Origin of the sequence: Streptomyces sp. NBC_01426 (genome assembly GCF_036231985.1) — a bacterium.
In the GTDB taxonomy this organism is placed as follows: Bacteria; Actinomycetota; Actinomycetes; order Streptomycetales; family Streptomycetaceae; genus Streptomyces.
The window spans coordinates 318,576-339,488 of sequence record NZ_CP109502.1; the positions used below are offsets into that span (position 1 = coordinate 318,576).

A 20,913-nucleotide genomic window follows, 5' to 3' on the forward strand; every position below is an offset into this window, starting at 1 on the left:
CCGGGGCCTCCGGCATTCTCGGCAGAGCAGCGGTCTGGGCTCGGGGGCTGGGGGAATTCCGGCGCTCTGATGCCAATCTCGAATAGAGGTATGGCACAGCTCCTGAGGTCATCGACTCATGCTCGGCCCGGACTGGGTCGGCGTCGGGACGGTGTACGACGTGTGGTCGTACTGCGGGCGCCTGCTGCTGTTGCCCGCGCTCGATCGCGGCGTGGTCCACCAGGCCGTACAGGTCCTGGACCAGATCCGCGTCGTACGAAACGCTGCCGTCCACCCCAAGCCGGGGCCGGAACTCGACGCTGCCCACCATGCACTGGGGCTGAGCTTTCCCGTCCGTGACTTCCCCGCGGCGTGGGACAGCGTGCGCGCGCATGCCGAGCGGGCCTTGAACAACCTGTAGGGAGCCATTCAGAGACCATTCGAATCAGATCGTGGTGGTTGTGCCCGCTTGTGGGGTGGTTCGGTAGGTGGTGATCGCGCTGTTTCCGGTGGCTCTGCGGAGCATGATGCCGGTCATGGTCCAGTAGATTTGGGCTTCGGCGGAGTGGGTGGTGGCCTCGACGTCTTGTGCGAGGCGGCGGGAGCGGGAGAGCCATCCGAAGGTCCGCTCGGACTTCCATCGCTGCGTGAGTGGGGTGAATCCGCTGGTGGCGAGGCCTTTGGTGGTGATCTCGAGCTTGATGTCGAGGCAGACACCCCGGGATCTGAGGCCGCCGTAGGAGCCGTCGGCCCAGGTTTTCACCACCGTGGGGTGTGCGTCGTGGACATCGTCGAGGAGGACCTGCCCGCCGTGGCGGTCGTGGATGTTGGCGGCGGTGACGATCACGGCGAGGAGGAGTCCCATGGTGTCGGCGATGATGTGCCGTTTGCGGCCCTTCACCTTCTTCCCGCCGTCCGTGCCGACCGTTTCCGAGCCGCCGCTGAAGGAGGATTTCACGGACTGGGAGTCCATCACCGCGGCCGTCGGCTCCCTCGCCCGGCCGGCCCTCGAGCGGACCTCGGCCCGCAACAGGTCGTGGATCCGCTTCGTCGTACCGTCCTTGATCCACAGCGAATAGTAGTAGAACACCGAGGTCGCGGGCGGGAGATCGTGAGGCAGCAGGTCCCACTGGACCCCGGTCCGGTTCACGTACAGGATCGTGTTCACGATCTCCCGCAGTGAATGCTTCGGTGAACGGATCTTCAAGCCGGCCGCCGTGCGAGCCTCCCTCCAGGCCGTGAGGACAGGCTCGATCAACTCCCACTGGGCATCGGTCAGATCAGTGCGATACGCACGACGAGGTTCACTCACCCCACCGGTCTACCGCACCCGGGACACCCGCCGCAGACGAACCCGAAAACGCCACCAAACAGCACGCATCTACCAGACAAGACAAACCACATTTGAATGGTCTCTCAGTCCGCCAGGCCCTGACCGCGGCCGTCACAGTCGATGCGAACGGCCGGTGCTCGTCTGCAGCCCGGCCACAGCAACTCGATCAGTAAAGGGCTGGCAAAGCATTCGGGTGCCGTGTCTGATCGGGCCGCCGATTCCTACTTGTTCCAGGTGAAGGGCTTCTTCCCACCATCCTGGAGGAACCGTGCACCACATCGCCCCGGCCCGGCCGACGTCGGTCCGGCCGACATGAATCTGCCGGACCTGCCGGTCGTCGAGCTCCTCGGCCAGCTCCAGTCCGTCCTGCGCGCCGCCACGCCATACTTCGTTGCCCTCGGCGTTGTCGGGGCGGCGGTCTGGGTGTGGTGGACGATCCGTCGCGCGGCGCTCGCCCGGGAAGCGCTCGCCGACAGGGTCCAGGTCGAGGCGATCCCGACCTCCACCTTCGACCCCCGAGATGGGGAAGTCGGCCGGTGGGCCCACCAGCTCGGGCGCGTGCACTATGCCGCCGACGGTGTCCCGGCCCGCGGATCCGCGGTGCGCCTGAAGTACACCGCCGTGGATGGCAAGATGCGCTGCTACCTCGAAGGACCGGCCGCCGCAGCCGCGATCCTGAACATGCCCGGATTCGCAGAAGTCGAGATCCGCACCCAGCACGGCCAAGCCGACATCCGGCCCGTCCACTTCAATGGCCCGGGAGGAACGCCGTGACCGCCGGCATCTCCCTCGCCAAGCCGGCGCAGGCACCCCCCTTCCGGGCGGGCGCGCGCCGCTACGTCCAGCGCGCCGAACTCGCCCTGGGCCTGCCCGACCACAAGGCCCTCGCCTCTCTCGGCCTGAGCCCCGACCCGCTCCAGCAGCTGGCCGCGGCCATGGCCTCCGTGCGCACCGAGGACGGGGAGAAGGCCGAGGTGGTCTTCGACCTGGTCCCGGTCTCCGAGCAGCGTCTGGCCCGCCGCAGGCGCCGCCTGATGGCACGGGCCGCCCGCCGGGGCCCGTCCGCGTACGGCGAGCGTCTGACCGGCGGCCTCGGTGGAGGAGGCTTCTGGGGCTCGATGACTTCCGCCTGGTCCGGTGGCGCCGGCGCTTCCACCCGCTCCGAGCGGATTCCTCGGCAGGCCGACCTGCGCGACGGTGTCGGCAAGCTCGAACCCGCCGCGGGCGCGGTGTTCGCCGTGCAGATCCTGTTGCGTACCGAGGCCGCTCACCCGCAGCTGGCACTGGCGCGGATGCACCAGTTGATGGCCGCGCTGTCGATGACGTCGGGGGAGAACTACCTCAAGGCCCACCGGCCCCGACGGTGGGCGATTGGCCGGTTCGAGCGCCGGTTCGCGAGCGGGGAGTTCGCGCCGCGTCGCCGGCAGTGGCTGACGGTGCCCGAGTTGGCCGGCTGGCTGAAGCCGCCGACGGTGAAGTGCACCGCGTCCAGCGTGGTCAGGACCGGTGGCTTGGTCCCGCCGGCCCCGGCCGACCTTCCCGTCTACACCGGGCAGCGCGACCTGGTCCCGCTGGGCGCCGTGGTCTACCCGGACGGCCGCGAACGGATCGCGGCCGCCCGGGTCGAGGACCTCCTCTTCGGCCTCCAGCTCGGCAAGGCCGGCCACGGCAAAACGGAGGAAGCCCTCGTGCAGTGCATCGCGATGGCGCACTCCGGTTACGGCACGTGGTTCCTCGACCCGCACGGCGAGGGCTGGATGAGGGCGAAGCCGTACCTCGCGCACCCGGAAATCATGGGCCGGCTCTGGGAAATCAACTTGGCCAAGGCCGACCCGGATCAGGCGGTTGTCTCGTGGAACCCTCTGTCGATGGAGGGCCGCAACCTCTCCGACGTCCAGGACATCGTCCGCTCGGTCACCGAGGGCATCGCCGCGGCGCAGGACTGGGGCGACAACGCACCCCGCGCCCGGACCATCCTGGCCCGCGCTTCCCAGGCCCTGGCCCTGCTCAACCTCAAGGCCGTCCAGGCCAAGAAGCCGGAGGCGCAGTGCACGCTCTTCCAGTTGCGTACCTGGCTCACCGACGAGGACTGGCGCGAGCAGCTCCTGCCCAAACTCCCGGCCCGTGTCCGCGCGTACTGGGAGACGACCTTCCCCAAGCTCGGCCCGGACGCGGTGCCGACCGTCACCTACGCGATCGACCGCCTCGACACCAGCCAAAGCCTTCAGGGCTTCTTCGGCAGCCCGCGCTCCGCGTACGACGTCCGGCACGCCATGGACACCGGCAAGATCGTCTTCGTCTGCCCGTCCGGCAGCGAGAGCGACGCCCTCGTCAGCTGCCTGCTCATCCACGACCTGCACCGAGCCGGCCTCTCCCGACAGGACACGCCGCGCGAGCAGCGCAACACCTTCTGGGCCTGGGGCGATGAGCTCACCGCGCTCGACAGCAGCAGTAAGGGCTTCCTCGCCGCCATCGCCGAGCAGCTGCGGAAGTACGAGGTGCGCTTCATCGGCATGACGCAGATGGCACTGCGTCTTTCCGCCATCACCCGCCAGGCCCTGCTACAGAACCAGAGCTGGTTGAGCACCTGCGCCGCGGACTACGACGAGGCCGCGTTCGTCGCGAAGCGCTGGAACGGGCACGTCAGTGCGGAGACGATCACCGAACTCCCGAAGTACCACTACGTGATGTCCGTGAACCTGCACGGCGCCCGGACCACGCCTTTCCGGGTTCGCGGCCTGCCCGTCGACGAGATCTTCGCGCACTACGACAACCCGGCCGGCGTCCCCGTCCTCGACCAGGCGATCGACAGCAACCTCAACCGCCGCCCGCTCGGCGACATCCTCGCCGACCTGGAGGAGCTCGACGCCGTCGTCCTCACCCACCACACCGGCCGACGCCTCGGCGGCCCCAGCTCCGGCGACCCCACCAGTGTCACCGACTAGAACGGAAATACTCATGCCCTACCCGCAGTCCACCCCCACCGGGCTTGGCCAGGTCGCCCAGCAGGCTGCTCAGGTCCTCTACGCACACCGCCTGGTCTCCACCCGCCAACTCCACCGGCTCGTCACCCCGCATCACACCCGCACCGAGTACCTGCGCCGCCAACTCCACACCCTCCGCGAAGCCGGCTTCGCCGAGGCTGTAGGCCGGCGCAGCACCGGCCAGACCGAACTCCTGTGGTGGCTCACCGAGAAGGGAGCCCAAGCCGTCGAAGCCGTCGGCCTGCTCCAGCCCCGCGCCTACCGGATGAGCCCCGAGGCAGCACTGGGCCCCCTCCAGGAGCACACCCTTGCCGTCGTCGAGACCGGAGCCGCCTTCGTAGAACACGCGCGCCGCCTCGGCCACGAATGCGGTCCCCTGGACTGGTCACCCGAGGTCGCCCACTACTACCGCGACGACTCCCGGCCGGGAGAGGAGCTCTGCCTCATCCCCGACGCCGTCCTCAGCTACGTCCACACCGCTGGCAAACAGCGCACCCTGCTCACGTTCTTCGTCGAGATCGACCGCACCCAGATGACGATCGCCCGCCTCGCCCAGAAACTGCACGCGTACGCCGCCTACCACGAGTACGCGCCCCAGCCTCAGACGGGCAAGAGCAACCGCGGGCCCCGGCGCCAGGCCGGGATGCCGGCCTGGCGCTACCGATACCCGGCGTTCCCTCGGCTCTTGCTCGTACTGACCGGTGCCTCCGAAGAGCGTCTTGCCCGCCGCATCGCTGATCTGCGGAGCCTCGCTGCCAGCGATCCCGCACTCTCGTCCACCCCGCTCCGGGCCGGTGTGACCACCCTTGAGCAACTGCGGACCCACGGTCCGTTCGAGAAAGTCTTCACCCCGGTACTGGGAGGGGTTACTGAACCTGTTGACGCATGGATCTCAGGTCCTCTTGCACGCGCTGCCTAGTCCTGCGGGTACAGAAACGAGGGATCGGGGTCGCAGCCGTGTCTCAAGTGCGGACCAGGGTGCGAGCGCTCCGTGGCTTGAGCATCAACTTGTCCACTGGAAGTTCGCTGGCTGGTGTCTTCGGGGGCAGCCCCCGAACCCCCGGCTCGGCATGTTCCCGCCCCGCCCTAGGGGGCGTGTCGGGCCCACGCGGAGCTGTGGACCTGCGGGACGGTGAGAACGAGAGCGAACCATGTGGCTGATGAGCGTGTCGTTCCTTTGGTGGCGTGGCTGGGGTCTGAGGTGGTGCAGGTGGCCCCTGATCGTAGTCGTTCAAGGAACTCGCCACAGGGGCGCGCATTCGGTGGTGCAGGTTCGAACGGGGCTGAGGGGCAGCAATGTTGTAGTCAGTGATCCGGCCCGGAGGACCTGGTGGGGGAGCGGACGCCTGCCGCACCGTCACGAGGGCTGTCACCGCGAGCTGTGAAGTGACGACTGGCCTGCTGGTTGCTGCCTCTAAGTAAAGAGAGCGCCGAATCTGCACCTCGCTGACCTGCAGCTTCTCGTGATCTGACGTTCCTGGCGGACACACTTGGGGGTCGAATCTGTTAACCCAGCGGTGACACTTGCCTTCGAAACTTAACCTGAGGGAAAGCAACCAGCCCAGATGCGGCCCGTGTGGAACGCCCAGGTCAGAGCGGTGCACGCGCCCTCGAAACCGCCTGGTGATGGTTGCGGAGAGACCACTCAGATCGAGCATGTGTGTCGCGGCAACTCACGAAACTTAACTTGACAGCAAGTTTCGGGTCCGAACCACGCCGAAACTTTCACTGAAGGAAAGTTCCGGTGCGGATCGTTGGCTCCTCGCGTAAACGCCGTCAAGGAAGGCCCGCAAGACTTAACCTGCCGGAAAGTTCTGGCTTCGGAGAGGCGCCGAAACTTTCCCTGCTGGAAAGTCTCGGCACCACTCCACAGGCGCGGCCCGCAACTTGCGCAGGCGACGCGCCGTCAAAACTTAAGCTGACGGAAACTTTTGGGATAGGCTCCCCTCTGCCTGAACAGCAGAGGAGGGCTCAGTGACGCCTGAACCGCCGGCGCGAGCACAGCGCCGGCCCAACCACACCCCACCCGCCGAGGGGCCCAAGAACGGCGACGGCGTCCTTGACGACATCGTCAGCCTGCTGGCCGGCCACATCGGGCACACACAGAACGTCGCCCCCGCACCCACCGGGCGCAGGGCGACCCGTGGAGGACCCAAGGTCCAGATCCACATCGACTACAGCGACACCGACCCTCGCAGCATCCACACCATGGCCGGCGAGATCGGCTACAGCATCACCTCCAATTGGTTCGCCCAGTGGATGGCCAAGCTGCTTGTGGCCGGAGTCCTCTCTCGATCCCGAGCCGCGGTCTTCCTGTTCGTCGCCGGCGGACAGAAGAAGGGCACCGGCATCGCCTCGTACACGCAGCAACAGATCACCGATGGCCTCAATGAGTTGCTGACCGACATGCCCGGCGCGAAGAGGATCACGCGTCCGACCGTCAACAAGGCCGTCAAGACGCTCATCGAGTGGGGCTGGTTGGAGAGTGCCGGCTACGGTCGCATCCGACTGAACGTGACGCTCTGGTTCTCCGGCAACAGCGGCGAGCAGAAGACCGTTCTGGAGGAGATCGCCTCCGACCACGGGGATGAGACCACAGACTTCCCCCACAAGGTCGGCCCGAAGAACCTGCCGGGCCAGCAGATGCTTGACTTCGAGGAATCGCCCGCCAGAGGAGCGACAGGGTGACGGGCGCCTGTATACCGCGACGACACGACCAAGGAGATCCCACCTGATGCCCAAGCCTGTGATGTCCCCACTCGTGACTGAACGCATCTGGGCGCTTCCGATCGGGGCGGCCGCGGTGAAGTTCCTGTCCTACCTCGTCTTCCGCAGTGAGATGGGCACGGGCAACTTGCCCTCGCAGCAGGCGATGTCGGCCGAGTACAAAGTCAGCCCGGCTGCCGTGAGCAAGCTTCTTGATCCGCTGTTCGAGCTGAACGTGGTGCTGCGTACACCCAGTGAGCGCAGCCGACGCGCCAACAGCTACAGCCTGCACCCGCTCGCCGGGCGATACGAGAGCGCAGAAGCCATGGACGAGGCTTTTGCGCAAGCCCTGGAGGACATGCGCGCGGGCAGGCTCTTGCCCCTCAAGCTGCCTGAGTATCAGACGGTGCCCCCCTCGCAGGGGACCCCCAAGCTCCGCAGCGTTGCCTAGCCAGCGCCAATGGAAGAAGGCCCTCACCTTGTGGTGAGGGCCTTCTTCTGCCTGAACTGCAGATTGGTACCAGCATACGTCGATGCTGCGATCCCGTACAGCACGCCCCAGGACCCGACCGCGCCTGGAGCTGAGGAACAGCCCGATCACGCATTCGTCTGTCGCCGGGTCGGCTGCTGCGCTCCAACGACCAACCTGGCTGAGACCGAAGTCCGGCGGAGGTGCCCCTCACCCGTACGCCGGGGTGTGGTCCCGGACTCGGGTTGGCGCCAGGGCCTGGGAGGGACCTCAATGATCGATTGCTTCGGCAGCGGCCACATCGTGCCGCATTGGCCGGCGCGCGATAGCGGCATCAATGAATGACGTGGTGCGTACTCCTGTCCTTCTAGGAATGGCCCGTACCAATGCGGAGGCAGGGCGCTCACAACCAGAGGAACCTCGGTAGGTTGCGTAGAGTTTCAGTCATTCTGATTGCAGTTCGAGCCAACCCTTTGGCGTAAATCGTAAGGGCAGATCAATACATGCCCGGGGTCATCAGCGGCGTCAGACAGACGCTGCTCGGCTTGGATCGGCGGCACCCATCGGACTCAGGTCCGAGGTAGTCACGCCAAGGTGCGAGAACGTGGTGGTTTGTCCTCGCGCACGGCCCTGAACTGCACTATCGGCTTTCGATGTTGGCCATCTCTGCGTAACGTATGGGAACAGTCCGGTCGATCGTGACGGTTGAGGTTTTTGCGCCGTCGGCGGCAGCGCCAATGCGCCTGCGACAGTCGACCGCTTTCTGTACTACGGGGAGGCAGCGATACCCATGGCACGATCTGATCTGAGTCGACAGTCCGGACGGGCCTCTAGCCCTGGATTTCGCACGTGTGGAATCACTCCGTCGTCCAGCGAGGTTGGCTTGGATCGATCTTGAGTAGTTCGAGCAGGTGGACCTGGATCTGGTCGGGGATGAGGATCTTGGGCGGTGACCCGTTGTGTCCGGGCTGGTAGCGGATGCGGCTGAGTGCGTGGAGGATCAGGCGTCCGGTGGGTTTCACGGTCCGGTTGTCGAAGGCGTAGAAGCCGATGAGGCCGGTGGCAGGGAGGAGGGCTCGCCTCACTTCCCGTTCGATCAGGCAGAAGATCAGCAGGGCCAGGCAGATCACGGTGATCAGTGCGGCGATGCGCCGGTTGTGGTGCAGGAACATCGGGGTTACCGCGAGGGGGCCCTTGAAGTCGCTGTAGCGGCGCTCGACGGTGGGCTGGCCCTTGTAGCGGATGAGGACCTCGGCGGCGTCGGCTTCCTTGGGGTCGAGATTGCTCAGCAGTGCGTACCAGCCGTCGGTGGCGGCTTCCGCGTCAATGGCCTGCTGGTCGAAGAACCAGGCCAGGGTGGGTTTCGCGGTGTCGGGGCCGATGGTGACCTCGGTGCGGAGGTAGGCGGTGACCTTCCGTTTGCTGATGATTTGGGTGATCTTTCGGGTGACCGCGTCGCCGTCGGGGTAGTACCGGGAGCCTGCGGTCCGGGTCAGCTTGTCCAGTTCCTCGGCGGTGCGTTTCAGTTTCAGGGCACGCGCGTTCGCGGCGGCCGTCGCGTTGGCGCTGGAGTGCACCAGGATCCGGCGCAGGCGGTGGGCCCGGTCGCGCTTGCGGGGCCCGGTCAGCTCCATGGTGTCCTCCAGGACCCGGTAGGAACATCGCTGATCTGCGGGTTTGTTGGCATCGCGCTGGGCGGCGTACTCCACAGGGCGGGCGGTGTTCTGATCGAGGGAGGCGAACAGGCCGGCTGGGACACGGGCTGCGGCCAGTGGGGCGATGAAGCCCACCCCCGCGTCGGTCATCGCGCCGACGTTGTTCCAGGAGATCAGCTTGGAGTCTCCGACCAGCAGGAAGTTTCGTTCGCCGGCCATCGCGGACAGGTTCGTCATGGCGGTGGTGACCTGGGAGACCTCTGCCGCCCCGCCGTCGTAGGCGCGGTGGAAGACCGGCACGCCGCCGTCCCCGGTGACAGCGAGTCCGGCCTGGATCTGTTTCAGGTCCGTGCGCCGGTCCTTGGGGTGGCCGTAGGCCGGGGTGGGATAGTCATCTTCGTTCTCCTCGTAGGCGCCGTGCAGGGACATTGAGGTCATGTCCCAGTGCATGCGCGCGACATCGAGGCCGAACACATCGATGGCCCGGGCCCCGACCGATCCCACGATGCCCTCCAGGTTCGGGGCGATCGCATCCAGCGCGCGGGCGAGCCGATCGTCGTTGAGGATGTCCGCGGACAGCCCGAGCACCTCTTCCACTGCCCAGTCCCGCGCCCAGTGGGCCACGTGCTGCAGTGGAAGAGGGCTGGTCAGCCGGTTGGCGATCAGCGCCTCGACGATCTGGCCATGGGTGGACAGGGCTCTCTCCCCAATCGGGCAAGCCCGATCGACCGTCCCCGCCACATCCAGCCGGCGCAGGAAACCCGCGACTACCGGAAGCGCACCCAGACGCTTCTCCACCACACGCGACACCGCCACCTCTGTCCTCGGACGCAGAGCCGAACGACGAGGCACACCGGATGAGTTGCTCATACCAGGAGAGAACCCGAGAGCCACCGGTCATTACGCGACTACCGGCACATTCGAGTTGCGTCCTTTCCGCGGGATCGCCCGGGTGGTCGAGCTGCCGGCATTTTGGCCCTGCGACCCTGGCGGCGGCCGTAGGGTGGGGGCTGTGGATGAACGGCTTGTAGCACAGGTGCAAAACCTTGACCAGCAGGGTCGGTCAGCGAAGGCGATCGCCAGGACCCTGGGGGTGGGTCTCGCGGATGTCGTCGGAGTGCTCAACACTGCCGTGCAGGTCACGGCGCCAGGTCGCGGCGAGCCGCGTTGCTGGGTGAACGCCGGCTGGAGCCGCAGTGTGGATCTTGAGGGCGCGCCGCAGTGGACCGGCTTGGACTCCGGAGCTTCCGACGCCGAGGAGGGACAGGGCCTTGTCACCGTGCTCGTCGCCGCGGACAGCACACGCTCCACGAAGGCGCAGGTCGCCGGGTTTCTGCTGGATGTATGGTGCCTGGGGGTGAAGAACGCGCTGCCTCCGGAAGCGATGACCCAGAGTCGGCTGGCCGCGTACCGGCAGGCCTACTTCAGCGCCTACGAGAGGCACGTGCAGGTTCCCGCCGAGCTTGTCCGTGCCCTGGTGTTCGGCGCTGCCGTCTACGCTCACGAACTCGGGTTCGCTCCCCAGACGGACTTCGAGGCCGCCGCCGCTGTGCTCGGCGAGCCCGCTGGTCCCTGCCCGATTCGCTTCGGCCGTGACGGCAAGCCCTTCTACATCAACGGCCCCTACGACGATCCCGGGGCGATCGTGCGAACGTTGCGACGCACCGTCGGCGACGACGGCTTCCACTCCGCCCTCGCCTTCCCCGAGCAGCCACGGCGCAGACTGTTCCGATCACGCCGGTAGCCACCCGGGATGCGTGACCGGCCGACGATCACCCCGACGGACGACAGACCGGCCGGTTCAGGCCGTCCACAGGCCAGACGTCGAAAGCACATCGGCACGTGCGAAATCCAGGTCTAGAAGTGGCCCACTCGCTCGGGTCCGAAGTCCGCGACGTCCCGTGCGCGTTGTACCCGTTCCTGAAGCAGGCGGCGGAAGCCCGCCACCGCGTACCGCTCCCCGGTGGCCGAGCCCGCCCCGCGGATACCCGCGACCTCTGCCATGAGCTGCTGCGGCTGGGACTGCCAGCCGACTGCCACGACACGCAGCCCAGGCACTCCGCGCGCCGGTGCAGGTCCAGAAGGTTGAGCAGGCCGCCGGAGTCCATGAACACCACACCGTGCAGGTCGAGCATGCGGTCCCGTGCACCGGCAGTGACGTCGTCGAGTGCCTGCTGGAGCGCACCGTCGGAGTCCTCTGTGAGTCTCCCGCTGGCGCTGACCACGACCGAGCTGCCGCAGCGCTGAACGTCCATGGTGATCAATACCGGCTCCTTCTCGTTGCCCGTGGCAGGCATGTCTGGCGGCCCATCATCCTGGTGCAGTGCTCAGGACTCCGGATCCACGAAGAGGTGTGCCAGCAGTCTGAGGGATGCCGGTAGCCCAGGTAGGGAGCCGTGCGGCGGGTCCGGTCAGGCTTGGCCGGGACGACGGGTAGTTCAGCTCGTCCAGGTCTTGATGCGAGCGGCTACTTCCCGCACCGGCAGCCCGTCCCGGGCTTCGCGGGCCAGAGGCAGAACGGTGTCCAGGTCGGGGACGACCGGGAGGCTGCACGCCGACAAGTAGGCCACGGTCACCGCGGCGGCGAACAGCAGGTTGCGTACTTCCAGGCTGGGGCTCCTGGCCAGCTCACACAGCAGTGCCGCGGCCTTGTGATGGGGCTCGGGGTAGACCTCTTGGTCCAGGACCTCCACACGGTGGCGTGCCTCTGCGGCCACCGGCACCCCGTAATCGACTACCAGGGGGTCGCCTGGGATCTGCTGGGCCACTGCCAGGATCCAGGCGAGGTCGATCTTTAGATTCACGCGGCGTCCCTCGGCGCGGACTGGGGCAGCCCGTCCGGGAGGCCGGGGTACCGGTCCTCACCGAGCTCCGCCTCGAATTCGTCCGTGTACGCAGCCAGGAACGCCGAGGCGCCGGCCATGAAGGCCGCGCGGCACTGGTTCACGTCCTGCTCGATCAGATCGGCCACATATCCCTGCAGGCTCAAACCCCGGCCCTGGGCCCGGGCCTCTGCAGCCGCCTTGATGTCCTCGTCCAGCCGGATGTTCGTCTGTTTCGCCATACCCACCAGGAAAGCTAGCAGGCGATACCGGCCGCTAGCAGACTGCTACATTCGAAGTATCCCCACGCCGCGGGGGCCGGTGCGCGCCGCTGCTCACTGCCGGTGTCCCTCCGAGCTTGGGTGAGGGCAGCAGCGCGCCGCCATGCTGCTCGCGATCCAGCTACCGATGCCCGCCGCGATGATGCCCGCAGCCGGGATCTGGGACCCGGTGGCGACGAGCGTGCAGCACAGGGCACCGCTGAGCAGACCGGCGGTGGAGGCGAGCTCGGCCTCCTGGACGCCGCGATGCAGCACCTGCTCGACTAGTCTTCTGAGTCAGGAATTCTGTTCAGATAGCTGGCGAGGCGTTCGAGGATCTCGTCTGCGGTCTTGGTCCAGACGTAGGGCTTGGGGTCGGTGTTCCATGTGGCGATCCAGGTTCGGATGTCCTTCTCCAGGGCCTGGACGGATCTGTGGACGCCTCGCCGTATCTGCTTGTTTGTCAGCTCGGCGAACCATCGCTCCACCAGGTTGAGCCAGGACGCTCCGGTGGTGTGAAGTGCCGGTGGAACCGGGGGTGTGCCAGGAGCCAGGTTTTGATGGCAGGGGTCTTGTGGGTGGCGTAGTTGTCCAGCACCAGGTGGATTTCGAGGCCGGCCGGGACTTCCTTGTCGAGCTTGATGAGGAACTTCTTGAACTCCTCGGCCCGGTGGCGCCGATGCAGGGAACCGATCACCTTGCCGGTGGCCACCTCCAGAGCAGCGAACAGAGTGGTGGTGCCGGCCCGGACGTAGTCGTGGGTGGTCCGCTGCGGAACTCCGGGCATCATCGGCAGCACCGGCTGTGAGCGATCCAGGGCTTGGATCTGCGACTTTTCGTCGACATAGAACACCAGAGCCCGCTCCGGCGGGTCCAGATAGAGACCGACTACATCGTGGACCTTGTCGACGAAGTACGGGTCTGTCGACAGTTTGAACGACTCCGAGCGGTGCGGCTGCAGGCCGAACGCCCGCCAGATCCGCGACACGGTCGACTGCGACAGGCCCAGCTCCTTCGCCATCGAACGCGTCGACCAGTGGGTCGCGTTCTTCGGGGTGGACTCCAGCGTCCTGGAAACCAGCGCGGCCACCTGTTCGTCCGTCACCGTCCGCGGGCCGCCCGGACGCGGCATGTCACCCAGACCGGCGATCCGATACCGCACGAACCGCGCACGCCAGCGGCCCACCGCATGGGGAGTCGAGCCGAGTCGAGCCGCCACGTCTTTGTTCGAAGCGCCTTCGGCGCAGGCCAGGATGATCCGACATCTCAGGGCCCACGCCTGCGGCGTGGAACGGCGCCGCACCCACCCCTCGAGTGCGGCCCGCTCCTCGTCCGACAACGTCAACTCGGCCTTCGGCCGCCCCGTCCGCGCCATACCGCAGCGTTGACCGATGTAATCCCCACCGCGAAGGCCCAGAGGTGGGACCCCGCGGAAGTCGTACGCGTCCTGCTTTCCGAAGAGGCCGCCGGCCGCGACCGCGCGAATCTGCACACCCGCCGCAAGCGGGCCGGGTTCCCCGCGGGCAAGACCTTCGGCGACTGGGACGAGCAAGCGTCCTCCATACTCCGCGCCACCCAGGACTCCATCAAGACCCTCTAATGGGTCCAATGCAGGGAGAATCTCTGCGTGGTCGGGCCCTCGGGAACCGGGAAAAGCCACGGGTGCGAGGTCCTGGGACAGGCCGCCGTCGAGGCCGGGATGGCCGTCGCCTGGTTCTCCATCGAAGACCTCGGCGCCCTCGTCGCCACCGGGCCGACGATTCCATCGCCAAGGCCCTGACCCGGGTGATCCGATCCGACCTGATCATCGTCGACGACATCGGCCTGCTGCCCGTCAGCCCCGACGCCGCCGAGGGCTTCTACCGCCTGGTCGACGCGGGTCTGTCCAGTAGACGGTGTAACCGTGGTCGGTTTGTAGGTCAGATTCGGTTGTTGGTGAGGCGTCCGTCGAAGGCAATGTCGAAGGCCTGGAGGGCTCGCTTCCAGCGGGTGGTCCAGCGTTTGCGGCCGGCGCCTGTCGGGTCGAGGGACATCACCGCGAGGTAGACGCACTTCATGGCCGCGTTCTCCGAGGGGAAGTGGCCGCGGGCCCGGACCGCCCGGCGGATGCGGGCGTTGACAGACTCGATCGCGTTCGTGGTGCAGACGATCCGGCGGATCTCTGCGTCGAACTGCAGGAACGGGACGAACTCGGCCCAGGCGTTCTCCCACAACCGGACGATCGCCGGGTACTTTTGGCCCCATTCCTCGCAGAATTCCAGGAATCGGCTGGTGGCAGCGTCCTCGGTCGGAGCGGTGTAGACGGGCTTGAGTGCTTTGGCGATCTTGTCCCAGTCCTGGCGGCCGGCATAACGGAACGAGGCCCGCAGCAGGTGAACGACGCAGGTCTGGACGACGGTCTGGGGCCAGACCTCGCCGACCGCGTCGGGCAGGCCCTTCAAGCCGTCACAGACCAGCATCAGGACGTCCTCAACGCCGCGGTTCTTCAGCTCGGTCAGGACCCGGAGCCAGTGCTTGGCGCCTTCCCCGCCTTCGCCGCCGGCCCACAGTCCGAGGATGTCGCGGTGGCCTTCGGCCGTGACCGCGAGGGCCACGTAGATGGGGCGGTTGGCGACCCGGCCGTCGCGGATCTTCACGTTGATGCAGTCGATGAACACGACCGGATAGACACGATCGAGCGGGCGGGCCTGCCACTCGGCCATGCCCTCCATCACCGAATCGGTGATCGTCGAGATCGTCTGCTTGGAAACCTCGGCTCCGTAGACCTCCGCCAGATGGGCTGAGATCTCGCCATGGGTCAGGCCCTTCGCCGACAGTGACAGGACCATCTCGTCGACGCCGGTCAGCCGGCGCTGACGCTTCTTGACGATCTGCGGCTCGAACGCTCCCTCGCGGTCCCGCGGCACCTCGATCTCCACCGGGCCGACGTCCGTGACGACGGTCTTGGAGCGTTTCCCGTTCCTTGAGTTGCCGCCGTTCTTGCCCGCGGGATCGTGCCGGTCATAGCCGAGATGGTCCGTCATCTCGCCCTCGAGAGCGGACTCCAGCAGCCGCTTCGTCAGCTGCTGGAGCAGCCCACCCTCGCCCGTCAGCTGCAGGCCCTCGGCCTGAGCCCGGGCCACGAGCTCGTTCAGGAACCGGTCATCGACAGCCGCCGCCGGGGCCCCAGCCTCAGGCGCTATAGCTATGTTCTCGCTGGTCACAGGTGCAATCCTCATGATCGGAGTTACACCGTTCCTTTTACAGGCCCCGTCGCTGCTCATCTGCTGCCAGAGTGGGCTGGCTATTGATTCCCAATGAGCTTCTTCGAGTTGGCCACCGATCGGGTGACAGGCAGGGGCTCGTAACGGACAAGGCTCCCGGACGGTTGAGCGAGATGTCTCACGTCTCAACTCGTTCATCAGGGAGCCTTGTTGGTTACCTATCCTGCCGCACTGGGCCTTCCGCATGCCCTCGTGGAGTGGGTCACGATGCTGATCGTCACCCGTGAGGGTGACCGCCGGTGCAAGCTGCCGGCCTCTCAGCGGGCCCTGATCGCACTCGTATACCTGCGCAAGCACGACACCCTCGCCCAGATCGCCGCCGGATTCCGGATCAGCGAGAGCACCGCCCACGCCTATGTGCACAGCGTGATCACACACCTCGCCGCCCGCGCGCCCTCACTCATCCGCGCACTGCGGCGGGCACGCCCCGAGTACGTCCTCGTGGACGGCACGCTCGCCGAGTGCGACCGCGTCGGCAACGGCCAGGACGACTATTCAGGCAAGCACCGCAAGCACGGCGTGAACATCCAGGCGGTCACCGGCCCGGCCGGTGAGCTCCTCTGGTACTCACCTGCCCTGCCGGGACGGACCGCGGACATCACCGCCGCCCGCACCCACAGCATCGTCACCATCTGTGACCGGCTGAAGATCCCCGCCCTCGCGGACAAGGCATACCAGGGCGCCGGCGGAACCTTCGCGACACCCGTCAAGAAGCACCGAAGCCGTGAGCTCACCGTCAAGGAGAAGGCCGTCAACCGGACACACGCCCGACTCCGCTCACCCGTTGAACGAGCCTTCGCCCGCCTCAAGGCCTGGCGGATCTTCCGCAGGGCCCGCGTCAGCCCCAACACGCTCACGTCAATGACCAAGGCCGTCCTCACCCTGGAGAAGCAACGCTGAAGAAGCTCAATGAAGTTATCAAGCCGGTACTACAGGAGTGCTTCCGTGTCTGTTGGTGGGGGGGGAGTCGTTGTTCTGTCTGTGGAGACGTTGCGTGATGTGGAGCGGTGGGCGGAGTGGTTCGAGGATTTCTTCGGCACGCTCGGGGGTTTGTTCGGCCGGAAGGACCTGCGCGGGAACGCGTGTGTGCGTATGTGAAGGCGTTGCTGGGGCCGGTGGAGCGGGAGAATTCCTGGCAGATCGCCGTGCATGCGGGGTATGTGACGCCGGACCGGGTGAAGGACCTGCTGCGGCGGACGAGGTGGAGCTGGAGCGGGTTGCGGGACGGGGTGCGTGCCTTCGTGGTGGAACACCTCGGTGATCCGGGGGCGGTGCTGGTCCTGGACGAGACCGCGTTCCTGAAGAAGGGGACGAAGTCGGCGGGTGTCGCGAGGCAGTACGCGGGGATCACCGGGCAGGTGGAGAACTGCCAGGTCGCGGTGTTCGCCGTGTATGTCACCTCGGCCGGGCGGGCGTTGATCGACTTCGCGCTCTACCTGGGCAAGACGTGGGCCGGGGATGCGGAGCGGTGCCGGGAGGCCGGAGTGCCGGCCGATCGGGCGTAGGCCGTGGTCACCAAGGCAGAACTGGGCCGGCGTCTGGTGGAGCGCACCCGCTGCGCGGGAGTGCCGTTCGCGTGGGTGGCCGCCGACAGCCTCTACGGGCGGGACCGCGGCCTGCGGTCGGCCCTCGAGCGCCGCGGCAAGGGCTATGTGATGGCGGTGCCCTGTGATGAGACCGTCCTCACGACGGGGACCGGGCTGGTGCGGGTCGATGCCCTGGCCGTGAGCGTACCGCTGGTGTTCGAGCGGCGTTCGTGCGGAAGCGGGTCGAGGGGCGAGCGGTACTACGACTGGGCGCTGGCCGAGGTGGCGTGGCCGTCGGATGCCGGGCCGGCCCGTAAGGGGTGGCAGCACCTGCTGCGGGTGCGGCGTTCGATCGTCGACCCGTCCGACCTCGCCTTCTTCGCCGTCCACGCCCGCGAGAGCACCACCTTGTCCACGCTCGTGAACGTCGCCGGGATGCGCTGGGGCGTGGAGGACTGCTTCGAGACCGCCAAGTCCGACTGCGGCCTGGACCAGTACGAGGTCCGCCACTGGGAGCCCTGGCACCGCCACATCGCCCTGGCCATGGCCGCGTTCGCTTTCCTCTCGGTCACCGCCACCCGCACCGCCCGGCTCAAGCAGGCCGACGAACCCTCCACTACGGACATGTCCGACCAACCCGCCATAACCTGGCCACCGCTGAACCTCCCCGTCCTGCCCTCCGGCTGATCGACTACACCGCCGAGGAGATCCGCCGACTCCTGCACCAGACCCTCTGGCACGTCCAGCACGACCCCCTCCTCATCGCCGCCCAATCCCTATGGCGCCGAACCCACCAGACCATCGCAAAACGGCTCCACCACGCGAGACGCAGACAACGAGCCCCCGAACCACTCCTGTAGTACAGGGCAGAGTACGGCGCCGGTTTCAGAAGTCTTTCCGGCGGATGGGAGCTTGCATCTTCTGGAGATTGGGCTTCAAGCAATCCAGTCTTCGCCATATCGCGCGGGCCGCCCAGTACACCGTCTCTGACAACTGGGCCCGGTTACTGGTTTCCTGACATGCTGTTGTCCCCTTCACCTTTCGGATCCAGGTAAGTCATTCGGCCCAAAAACCTCCTTCCGAGTTCCTCCCGGCTCAGCCGGGGATACAAACAGGGCGCCTCGTGGCGCACAAGGTCCGCTCTACGACCCATCGGGTCTTGCCCAAGCCGGAGCCATGCTGGGCACCACGGCGGGCGATCTTCGGGGTTATCCCTCGGCGCCGGAGGAGTCGGCGGTACTTGTCGAAGTCGTAGCCGCGGTCGGCGTACAGGCGTCGTGAGCGATTTCGTGGGCGGCCACGCAGGCCACGCAGGCCACGCAGGCCACGAATCCGCGGGATGGCATCGACGAGCGGCATGAGCTGGGTGACATCGTGCCGGTTGCCGCCGGTCAGTGACACTGCGAGCGGTGTGCCGTGCCGGTCGACGATGACGTGATGCTTGCTGCCGGGGCGGCCTCGATCAACCGGAGATGGTCCAGTGTGAGCGCCTCCTTTGAGGGCGCGGATGTGTGAGCCGTCGATGGCACAGTCGTCCATCTCCAGCAGCCTGGCCGTCCGTAGTTCGGTGAGGATCGCGGCGTGCAGTCGTGGCCAGACGCCGGCTTCGGTCCAGTTCCCGTAGGCGGCGCCAGACCGTGACTCCCGAGCAACCCACATCTTGGCGTGGCACGTCGCGCCAGGTCACACCTGTGCGCAGGACGAATATGATGCCGCCCAACGCGATGCGGTCGCATGTTCGGTGTCGTCCTGCGTATCGATGCCGCCGCTGAGGGTGAGGCGGCAGCATCGGGGCAATGCGGTCCCACAGGTCACCGGGCACAAGATGGCTGATCATGTCCGGAAGAGTGGAAAAAGATCCCCGTTGAGGTGGGGTCCATTGAGGCGGCAAGCCCGGTGAGCCAGACCAGGCAGCTGCGCTCAGCGTTGACTGGTGAGCTTGCCTGCTGAGCTGTCACGAGTTCCCTGCGGCCGGCTGGCGGTGATCGGGTGTGATCTGTGCGGGGTGACCCCCCGTTTCCGTCGGCGGAAACGGGGGTCAGGAGGCAACGAAGGCTTGCACGGCGGCGGTCATCGCGGCGCGGTGATGGCGCAGTCGCTCAGGGGACCAGGGGGCTTCGGGAGCCAGTGATTGCAGGGCGGGTGAGGCGCCGGCCCAGGCTGTGGTCAACCCGAGGACGAGGGCGAGGACGTCCGTGGGGGCGATTTCTTTGGTGACGGAGTTGCTGTGCTGGGCGGAGACGATGGCATCGATCTTGGGGCGGTAGGCGTCCACCTCGGCTGCCGTGGGTTCGGGCCGTTCCAACCGAGCCCAGCCTGTCAGGCGTAGTACCTGGGGGTGTTCCAGCAGGTAGTCGAACAGGTCGCCCGCGTAGCGGGAGAGGTCGTCGGCGTCGAAGGGGACGGCCTCTGCGAGGTCGGCCAGGCTCTTGGCGACCACGATGTCGAAGAGGTCGGCCTTGTTGCCGAAGTGGACGTAGATCAGACGCTTGTTGACCTGCGCAATTTCGCCGATGCGTTCCACGCGGGCGCCGGCAAGCCCGTACTGGGCGAACTCGCTGTAGGCGGCGTCCAGCAGGCGTCTCTTCGTAGCGGTGGCGTCGGGCGGCATAGGGGAAGGATAGTGCCCCCACACGGGCGTAACTACACAGTTACTGATAATGCCGTCCGCCCGCTGCGGAGCTGCCGACGCAAAGCGGCCAAACCGGGTACGCGCCGCTCATAGGCCTGGCGTTTTGCCGATCCGGCTGACATGCGGGGTGCTCGATGGGCCGACACACTGGACATCGCGGACGCCAGAGGAGCCTCGCGGCGCCACCGATGGCGCACTTCGCGTTACCGCCCGTACCTCGAGGCGTGAGCATCAAGAGGGTAACTACCTGGTTATTGATAATTTATCCTGACCGGGGCTACGGTGTACCTACCTAGGTGGTTACCTCGGAAGGGTTGCTTGGTTCGCTCTTGCGCGAGCGATCCCGCCGACGCTGCCCACCGCAGACGCATCGAAGCAAGGAGCAGTCATGAAGGCAGTTGTGATGACCGGCGCGAACAAGCCGTGGGAGGTCCAGGAGGTCCCGACCCCGACGGCGGAGCCGGGGCAGGTGCTGGTGAAGGTTCACGCGTCGGGCATGTGCTTCACCGATGTCTGGTCCACGCAGGGCTACGGCGGGGACCTCTACCCCCAGACGCCGGGCCATGAGGTGGTCGGTGAGGTCGTCGAGGTGGGCGCCGGGGTGCACACGCGCCAGGTCGGCGACCGGGTTGGTACCACCTGGGTGCAGTCCGCCTGTGGCCGATGTGCCTACTGTCGCGAGAACCGGCCGCTGACCGGGCAGACCGCGATGAACTGCGTCGCGCCCCGCACCAGTGGGTTCTCCGCGCAGGGTGGGCACGCGGAGTACATCGCCATCGCGGCCGAGGGGACGGTGCTGCTGCCGGACGGCCTGTCGTACACCGATGCCGCGCCCATGATGTGCGCCGGTTACACCACCTGGAGCGGTCTGCGGGACGCGTCCCCGCAGCCGCACGAGAAGGTCGCCGTTCTGGGCATCGGCGGACTGGGCCATGTGGCCCTGCAGCTGTCCAAGGCGTGCGGATTCGAGACCATCGCGATCACCCACTCCCCGGACAAGCATGACCTGGCCACCCAGCTGGGCGCCGACCACGTTGTCGCCAACGGCAAGGAACTCCTCGAGCTCGGCGGCGCGGACATCCTGCTGGTCACCACCAACGCCTTCGGCGCGGCCGAGGAGGCCATGACGGGCCTGCGCGTCTCCGGCCGCGTGATCCTGTGCGGGCTGGACTTCAGCCAGCCGTTCTCCATCTCCTCCGAGGGCGTGCCGTTCCACATGATGCGCCAGCAGGTCATCGGCCTCGGGGAACATCGGTACAGCGGTTATCGGTGAGAACGATCATG

The 20,913-nt window shown here is 66.8% G+C and carries 17 protein-coding genes and 4 pseudogenes; 11 read left to right on the forward strand and 10 right to left on the reverse strand.

Annotated features, from left to right (window positions below):
- The first annotated feature begins 118 nt into the window (after positions 1-118).
- The gene (locus OG906_RS39985) at positions 119-400 is read left to right on the forward strand and encodes a hypothetical protein (RefSeq protein ID WP_329449143.1); all 282 of its coding nucleotides are present in this window, start codon (positions 119-121) and stop codon (positions 398-400) included.
- Positions 401-424: 24 nt separating this feature from the next.
- On the opposite strand, the gene OG906_RS39990 is transcribed toward OG906_RS39985, so the two are convergent.
- The gene (locus tag OG906_RS39990; protein ID WP_329449144.1) at positions 425-1,291 is read right to left on the reverse strand and encodes an IS5 family transposase; all 867 of its coding nucleotides are present in this window, start codon (positions 1,289-1,291) and stop codon (positions 425-427) included.
- Positions 1,292-1,432: 141 nt separating this feature from the next.
- Between OG906_RS39990 and OG906_RS39995 the strand changes: the two genes are divergently transcribed.
- The 5 genes from OG906_RS39995 to OG906_RS40015 all read left to right on the forward strand — a co-directional run bounded on the left by OG906_RS39995 (position 1,433) and on the right by OG906_RS40015 (position 7,453).
- Entirely contained in the window at positions 1,433-2,086 is a 654-nt protein-coding gene (locus OG906_RS39995; RefSeq protein ID WP_329449145.1) for a hypothetical protein, read from the forward strand.
- Entirely contained in the window at positions 2,083-4,257 is a 2,175-nt protein-coding gene (locus OG906_RS40000; RefSeq protein WP_329449146.1) for an ATP/GTP-binding protein, read from the forward strand. Before OG906_RS39995 ends, OG906_RS40000 begins: the two co-directional genes overlap by 4 nt.
- Positions 4,258-4,270: 13 nt before the next feature.
- Positions 4,271-5,215: a replication-relaxation family protein gene (locus tag OG906_RS40005; protein WP_266976317.1), complete on the forward strand. Its 945-nt coding sequence runs from the start codon at positions 4,271-4,273 to the stop codon at positions 5,213-5,215.
- A 1,055-nt stretch (positions 5,216-6,270) separates the two neighbouring features.
- On the forward strand, positions 6,271-6,984 hold the full coding sequence (locus OG906_RS40010; RefSeq protein WP_266976319.1) for a hypothetical protein: 714 nt from the start codon (positions 6,271-6,273) through the stop codon (positions 6,982-6,984).
- A gap of 46 nt (positions 6,985-7,030) precedes the next feature.
- Entirely contained in the window at positions 7,031-7,453 is a 423-nt protein-coding gene (locus tag OG906_RS40015; protein ID WP_266976321.1) for a hypothetical protein, read from the forward strand.
- Between the two features lie 875 nt (positions 7,454-8,328).
- Here OG906_RS40015 and OG906_RS40020 read toward each other — a convergent pair.
- A complete protein-coding gene (locus OG906_RS40020) occupies positions 8,329-9,927 on the reverse strand; it encodes an IS1634 family transposase (RefSeq protein ID WP_329443935.1) in 1,599 nt (532 codons plus the stop codon).
- A 211-nt stretch (positions 9,928-10,138) separates the two neighbouring features.
- On the opposite strand from OG906_RS40020, the gene OG906_RS40025 reads away from it, so the two are divergent.
- On the forward strand, positions 10,139-10,870 hold the full coding sequence (locus OG906_RS40025; protein ID WP_329443938.1) for a hypothetical protein: 732 nt from the start codon (positions 10,139-10,141) through the stop codon (positions 10,868-10,870).
- Between the two features lie 113 nt (positions 10,871-10,983).
- Here OG906_RS40025 and OG906_RS40030 read toward each other — a convergent pair whose 3' ends face one another.
- The 5 genes and pseudogenes from OG906_RS40030 to OG906_RS40050 all read right to left on the reverse strand — a co-directional run bounded on the left by OG906_RS40030 (position 10,984) and on the right by OG906_RS40050 (position 13,583).
- Positions 10,984-11,166, reverse strand: a complete 183-nt coding sequence (locus OG906_RS40030) for a hypothetical protein (protein ID WP_329449147.1) — start codon at positions 11,164-11,166, stop codon at positions 10,984-10,986.
- Between the two features lie 398 nt (positions 11,167-11,564).
- Positions 11,565-11,930: a hypothetical protein gene (locus OG906_RS40035; RefSeq protein WP_329449148.1), complete on the reverse strand. Its 366-nt coding sequence runs from the start codon at positions 11,928-11,930 to the stop codon at positions 11,565-11,567.
- Entirely contained in the window at positions 11,927-12,190 is a 264-nt protein-coding gene (locus OG906_RS40040; RefSeq protein ID WP_329449149.1) for a hypothetical protein, read from the reverse strand. The genes OG906_RS40035 and OG906_RS40040 overlap by 4 nt, the downstream gene beginning before the upstream one ends.
- A 93-nt stretch (positions 12,191-12,283) precedes the next feature.
- Positions 12,284-12,484, reverse strand: a complete 201-nt coding sequence (locus OG906_RS40045; RefSeq protein WP_329449150.1) for a hypothetical protein — start codon at positions 12,482-12,484, stop codon at positions 12,284-12,286.
- 8 nt (positions 12,485-12,492) lie between these two features.
- A pseudogene (locus OG906_RS40050) lies at positions 12,493-13,583 on the reverse strand (IS630 family transposase).
- 9 nt (positions 13,584-13,592) lie between these two features.
- Here OG906_RS40050 and OG906_RS40055 point away from each other — a divergent pair.
- Positions 13,593-14,101, forward strand: a pseudogene (locus OG906_RS40055) (ATP-binding protein); the annotation flags it as partial.
- A 26-nt stretch (positions 14,102-14,127) separates the two neighbouring features.
- On the opposite strand, the gene OG906_RS40060 reads toward OG906_RS40055, so the two are convergent.
- Positions 14,128-15,390, reverse strand: a complete 1,263-nt coding sequence (locus OG906_RS40060; protein WP_443067517.1) for an IS256 family transposase — start codon at positions 15,388-15,390, stop codon at positions 14,128-14,130.
- Between the two features lie 231 nt (positions 15,391-15,621).
- Between OG906_RS40060 and OG906_RS40065 the strand changes: the two genes are divergently transcribed.
- Positions 15,622-16,371, forward strand: a complete 750-nt coding sequence (locus OG906_RS40065; RefSeq protein WP_329449152.1) for a transposase family protein — start codon at positions 15,622-15,624, stop codon at positions 16,369-16,371.
- Positions 16,372-16,586: 215 nt separating this feature from the next.
- A pseudogene (locus tag OG906_RS40070) lies at positions 16,587-17,684 on the forward strand (IS701 family transposase).
- A gap of 447 nt (positions 17,685-18,131) precedes the next feature.
- Here OG906_RS40070 and OG906_RS40075 read toward each other — a convergent pair.
- A pseudogene (locus OG906_RS40075) lies at positions 18,132-18,834 on the reverse strand (IS5 family transposase); the annotation flags it as partial.
- A 201-nt stretch (positions 18,835-19,035) separates the two neighbouring features.
- Positions 19,036-19,608, reverse strand: coding sequence for a TetR family transcriptional regulator (locus OG906_RS40080; RefSeq protein ID WP_329449153.1), 573 nt, complete (start codon positions 19,606-19,608; stop codon positions 19,036-19,038).
- A 409-nt stretch (positions 19,609-20,017) separates the two neighbouring features.
- Here OG906_RS40080 and OG906_RS40085 point away from each other — a divergent pair, with 409 nt between their 5' ends.
- On the forward strand, positions 20,018-20,902 hold the full coding sequence (locus OG906_RS40085) for an alcohol dehydrogenase catalytic domain-containing protein (protein WP_329449154.1): 885 nt from the start codon (positions 20,018-20,020) through the stop codon (positions 20,900-20,902).
- Positions 20,903-20,913: the final 11 nt, after the last annotated feature.

Bases quoted from the DNA above. Each gene is read 5' to 3' on its own strand.
- OG906_RS39985 (WP_329449143.1), top strand. From the start codon at position 119: ATGCTCGGCCCGGACTGGGTCGGCGTCGGGACGGTGTACGACGTGTGG.
- OG906_RS40015 (WP_266976321.1), top strand. From the start codon at position 7,031: ATGCCCAAGCCTGTGATGTCCCCACTCGTGACTGAACGCATCTGGGCG.
- OG906_RS40040 (WP_329449149.1), bottom strand. From the start codon at position 12,190: ATGGCGAAACAGACGAACATCCGGCTGGACGAGGACATCAAGGCGGCT.
- OG906_RS40005 (WP_266976317.1), top strand. From the start codon at position 4,271: ATGCCCTACCCGCAGTCCACCCCCACCGGGCTTGGCCAGGTCGCCCAG.
- OG906_RS40080 (WP_329449153.1), bottom strand. From the start codon at position 19,608: ATGCCGCCCGACGCCACCGCTACGAAGAGACGCCTGCTGGACGCCGCC.
- OG906_RS40085 (WP_329449154.1), top strand. From the start codon at position 20,018: ATGAAGGCAGTTGTGATGACCGGCGCGAACAAGCCGTGGGAGGTCCAG.
- OG906_RS39995 (WP_329449145.1), top strand. From the start codon at position 1,433: ATGCGAACGGCCGGTGCTCGTCTGCAGCCCGGCCACAGCAACTCGATC.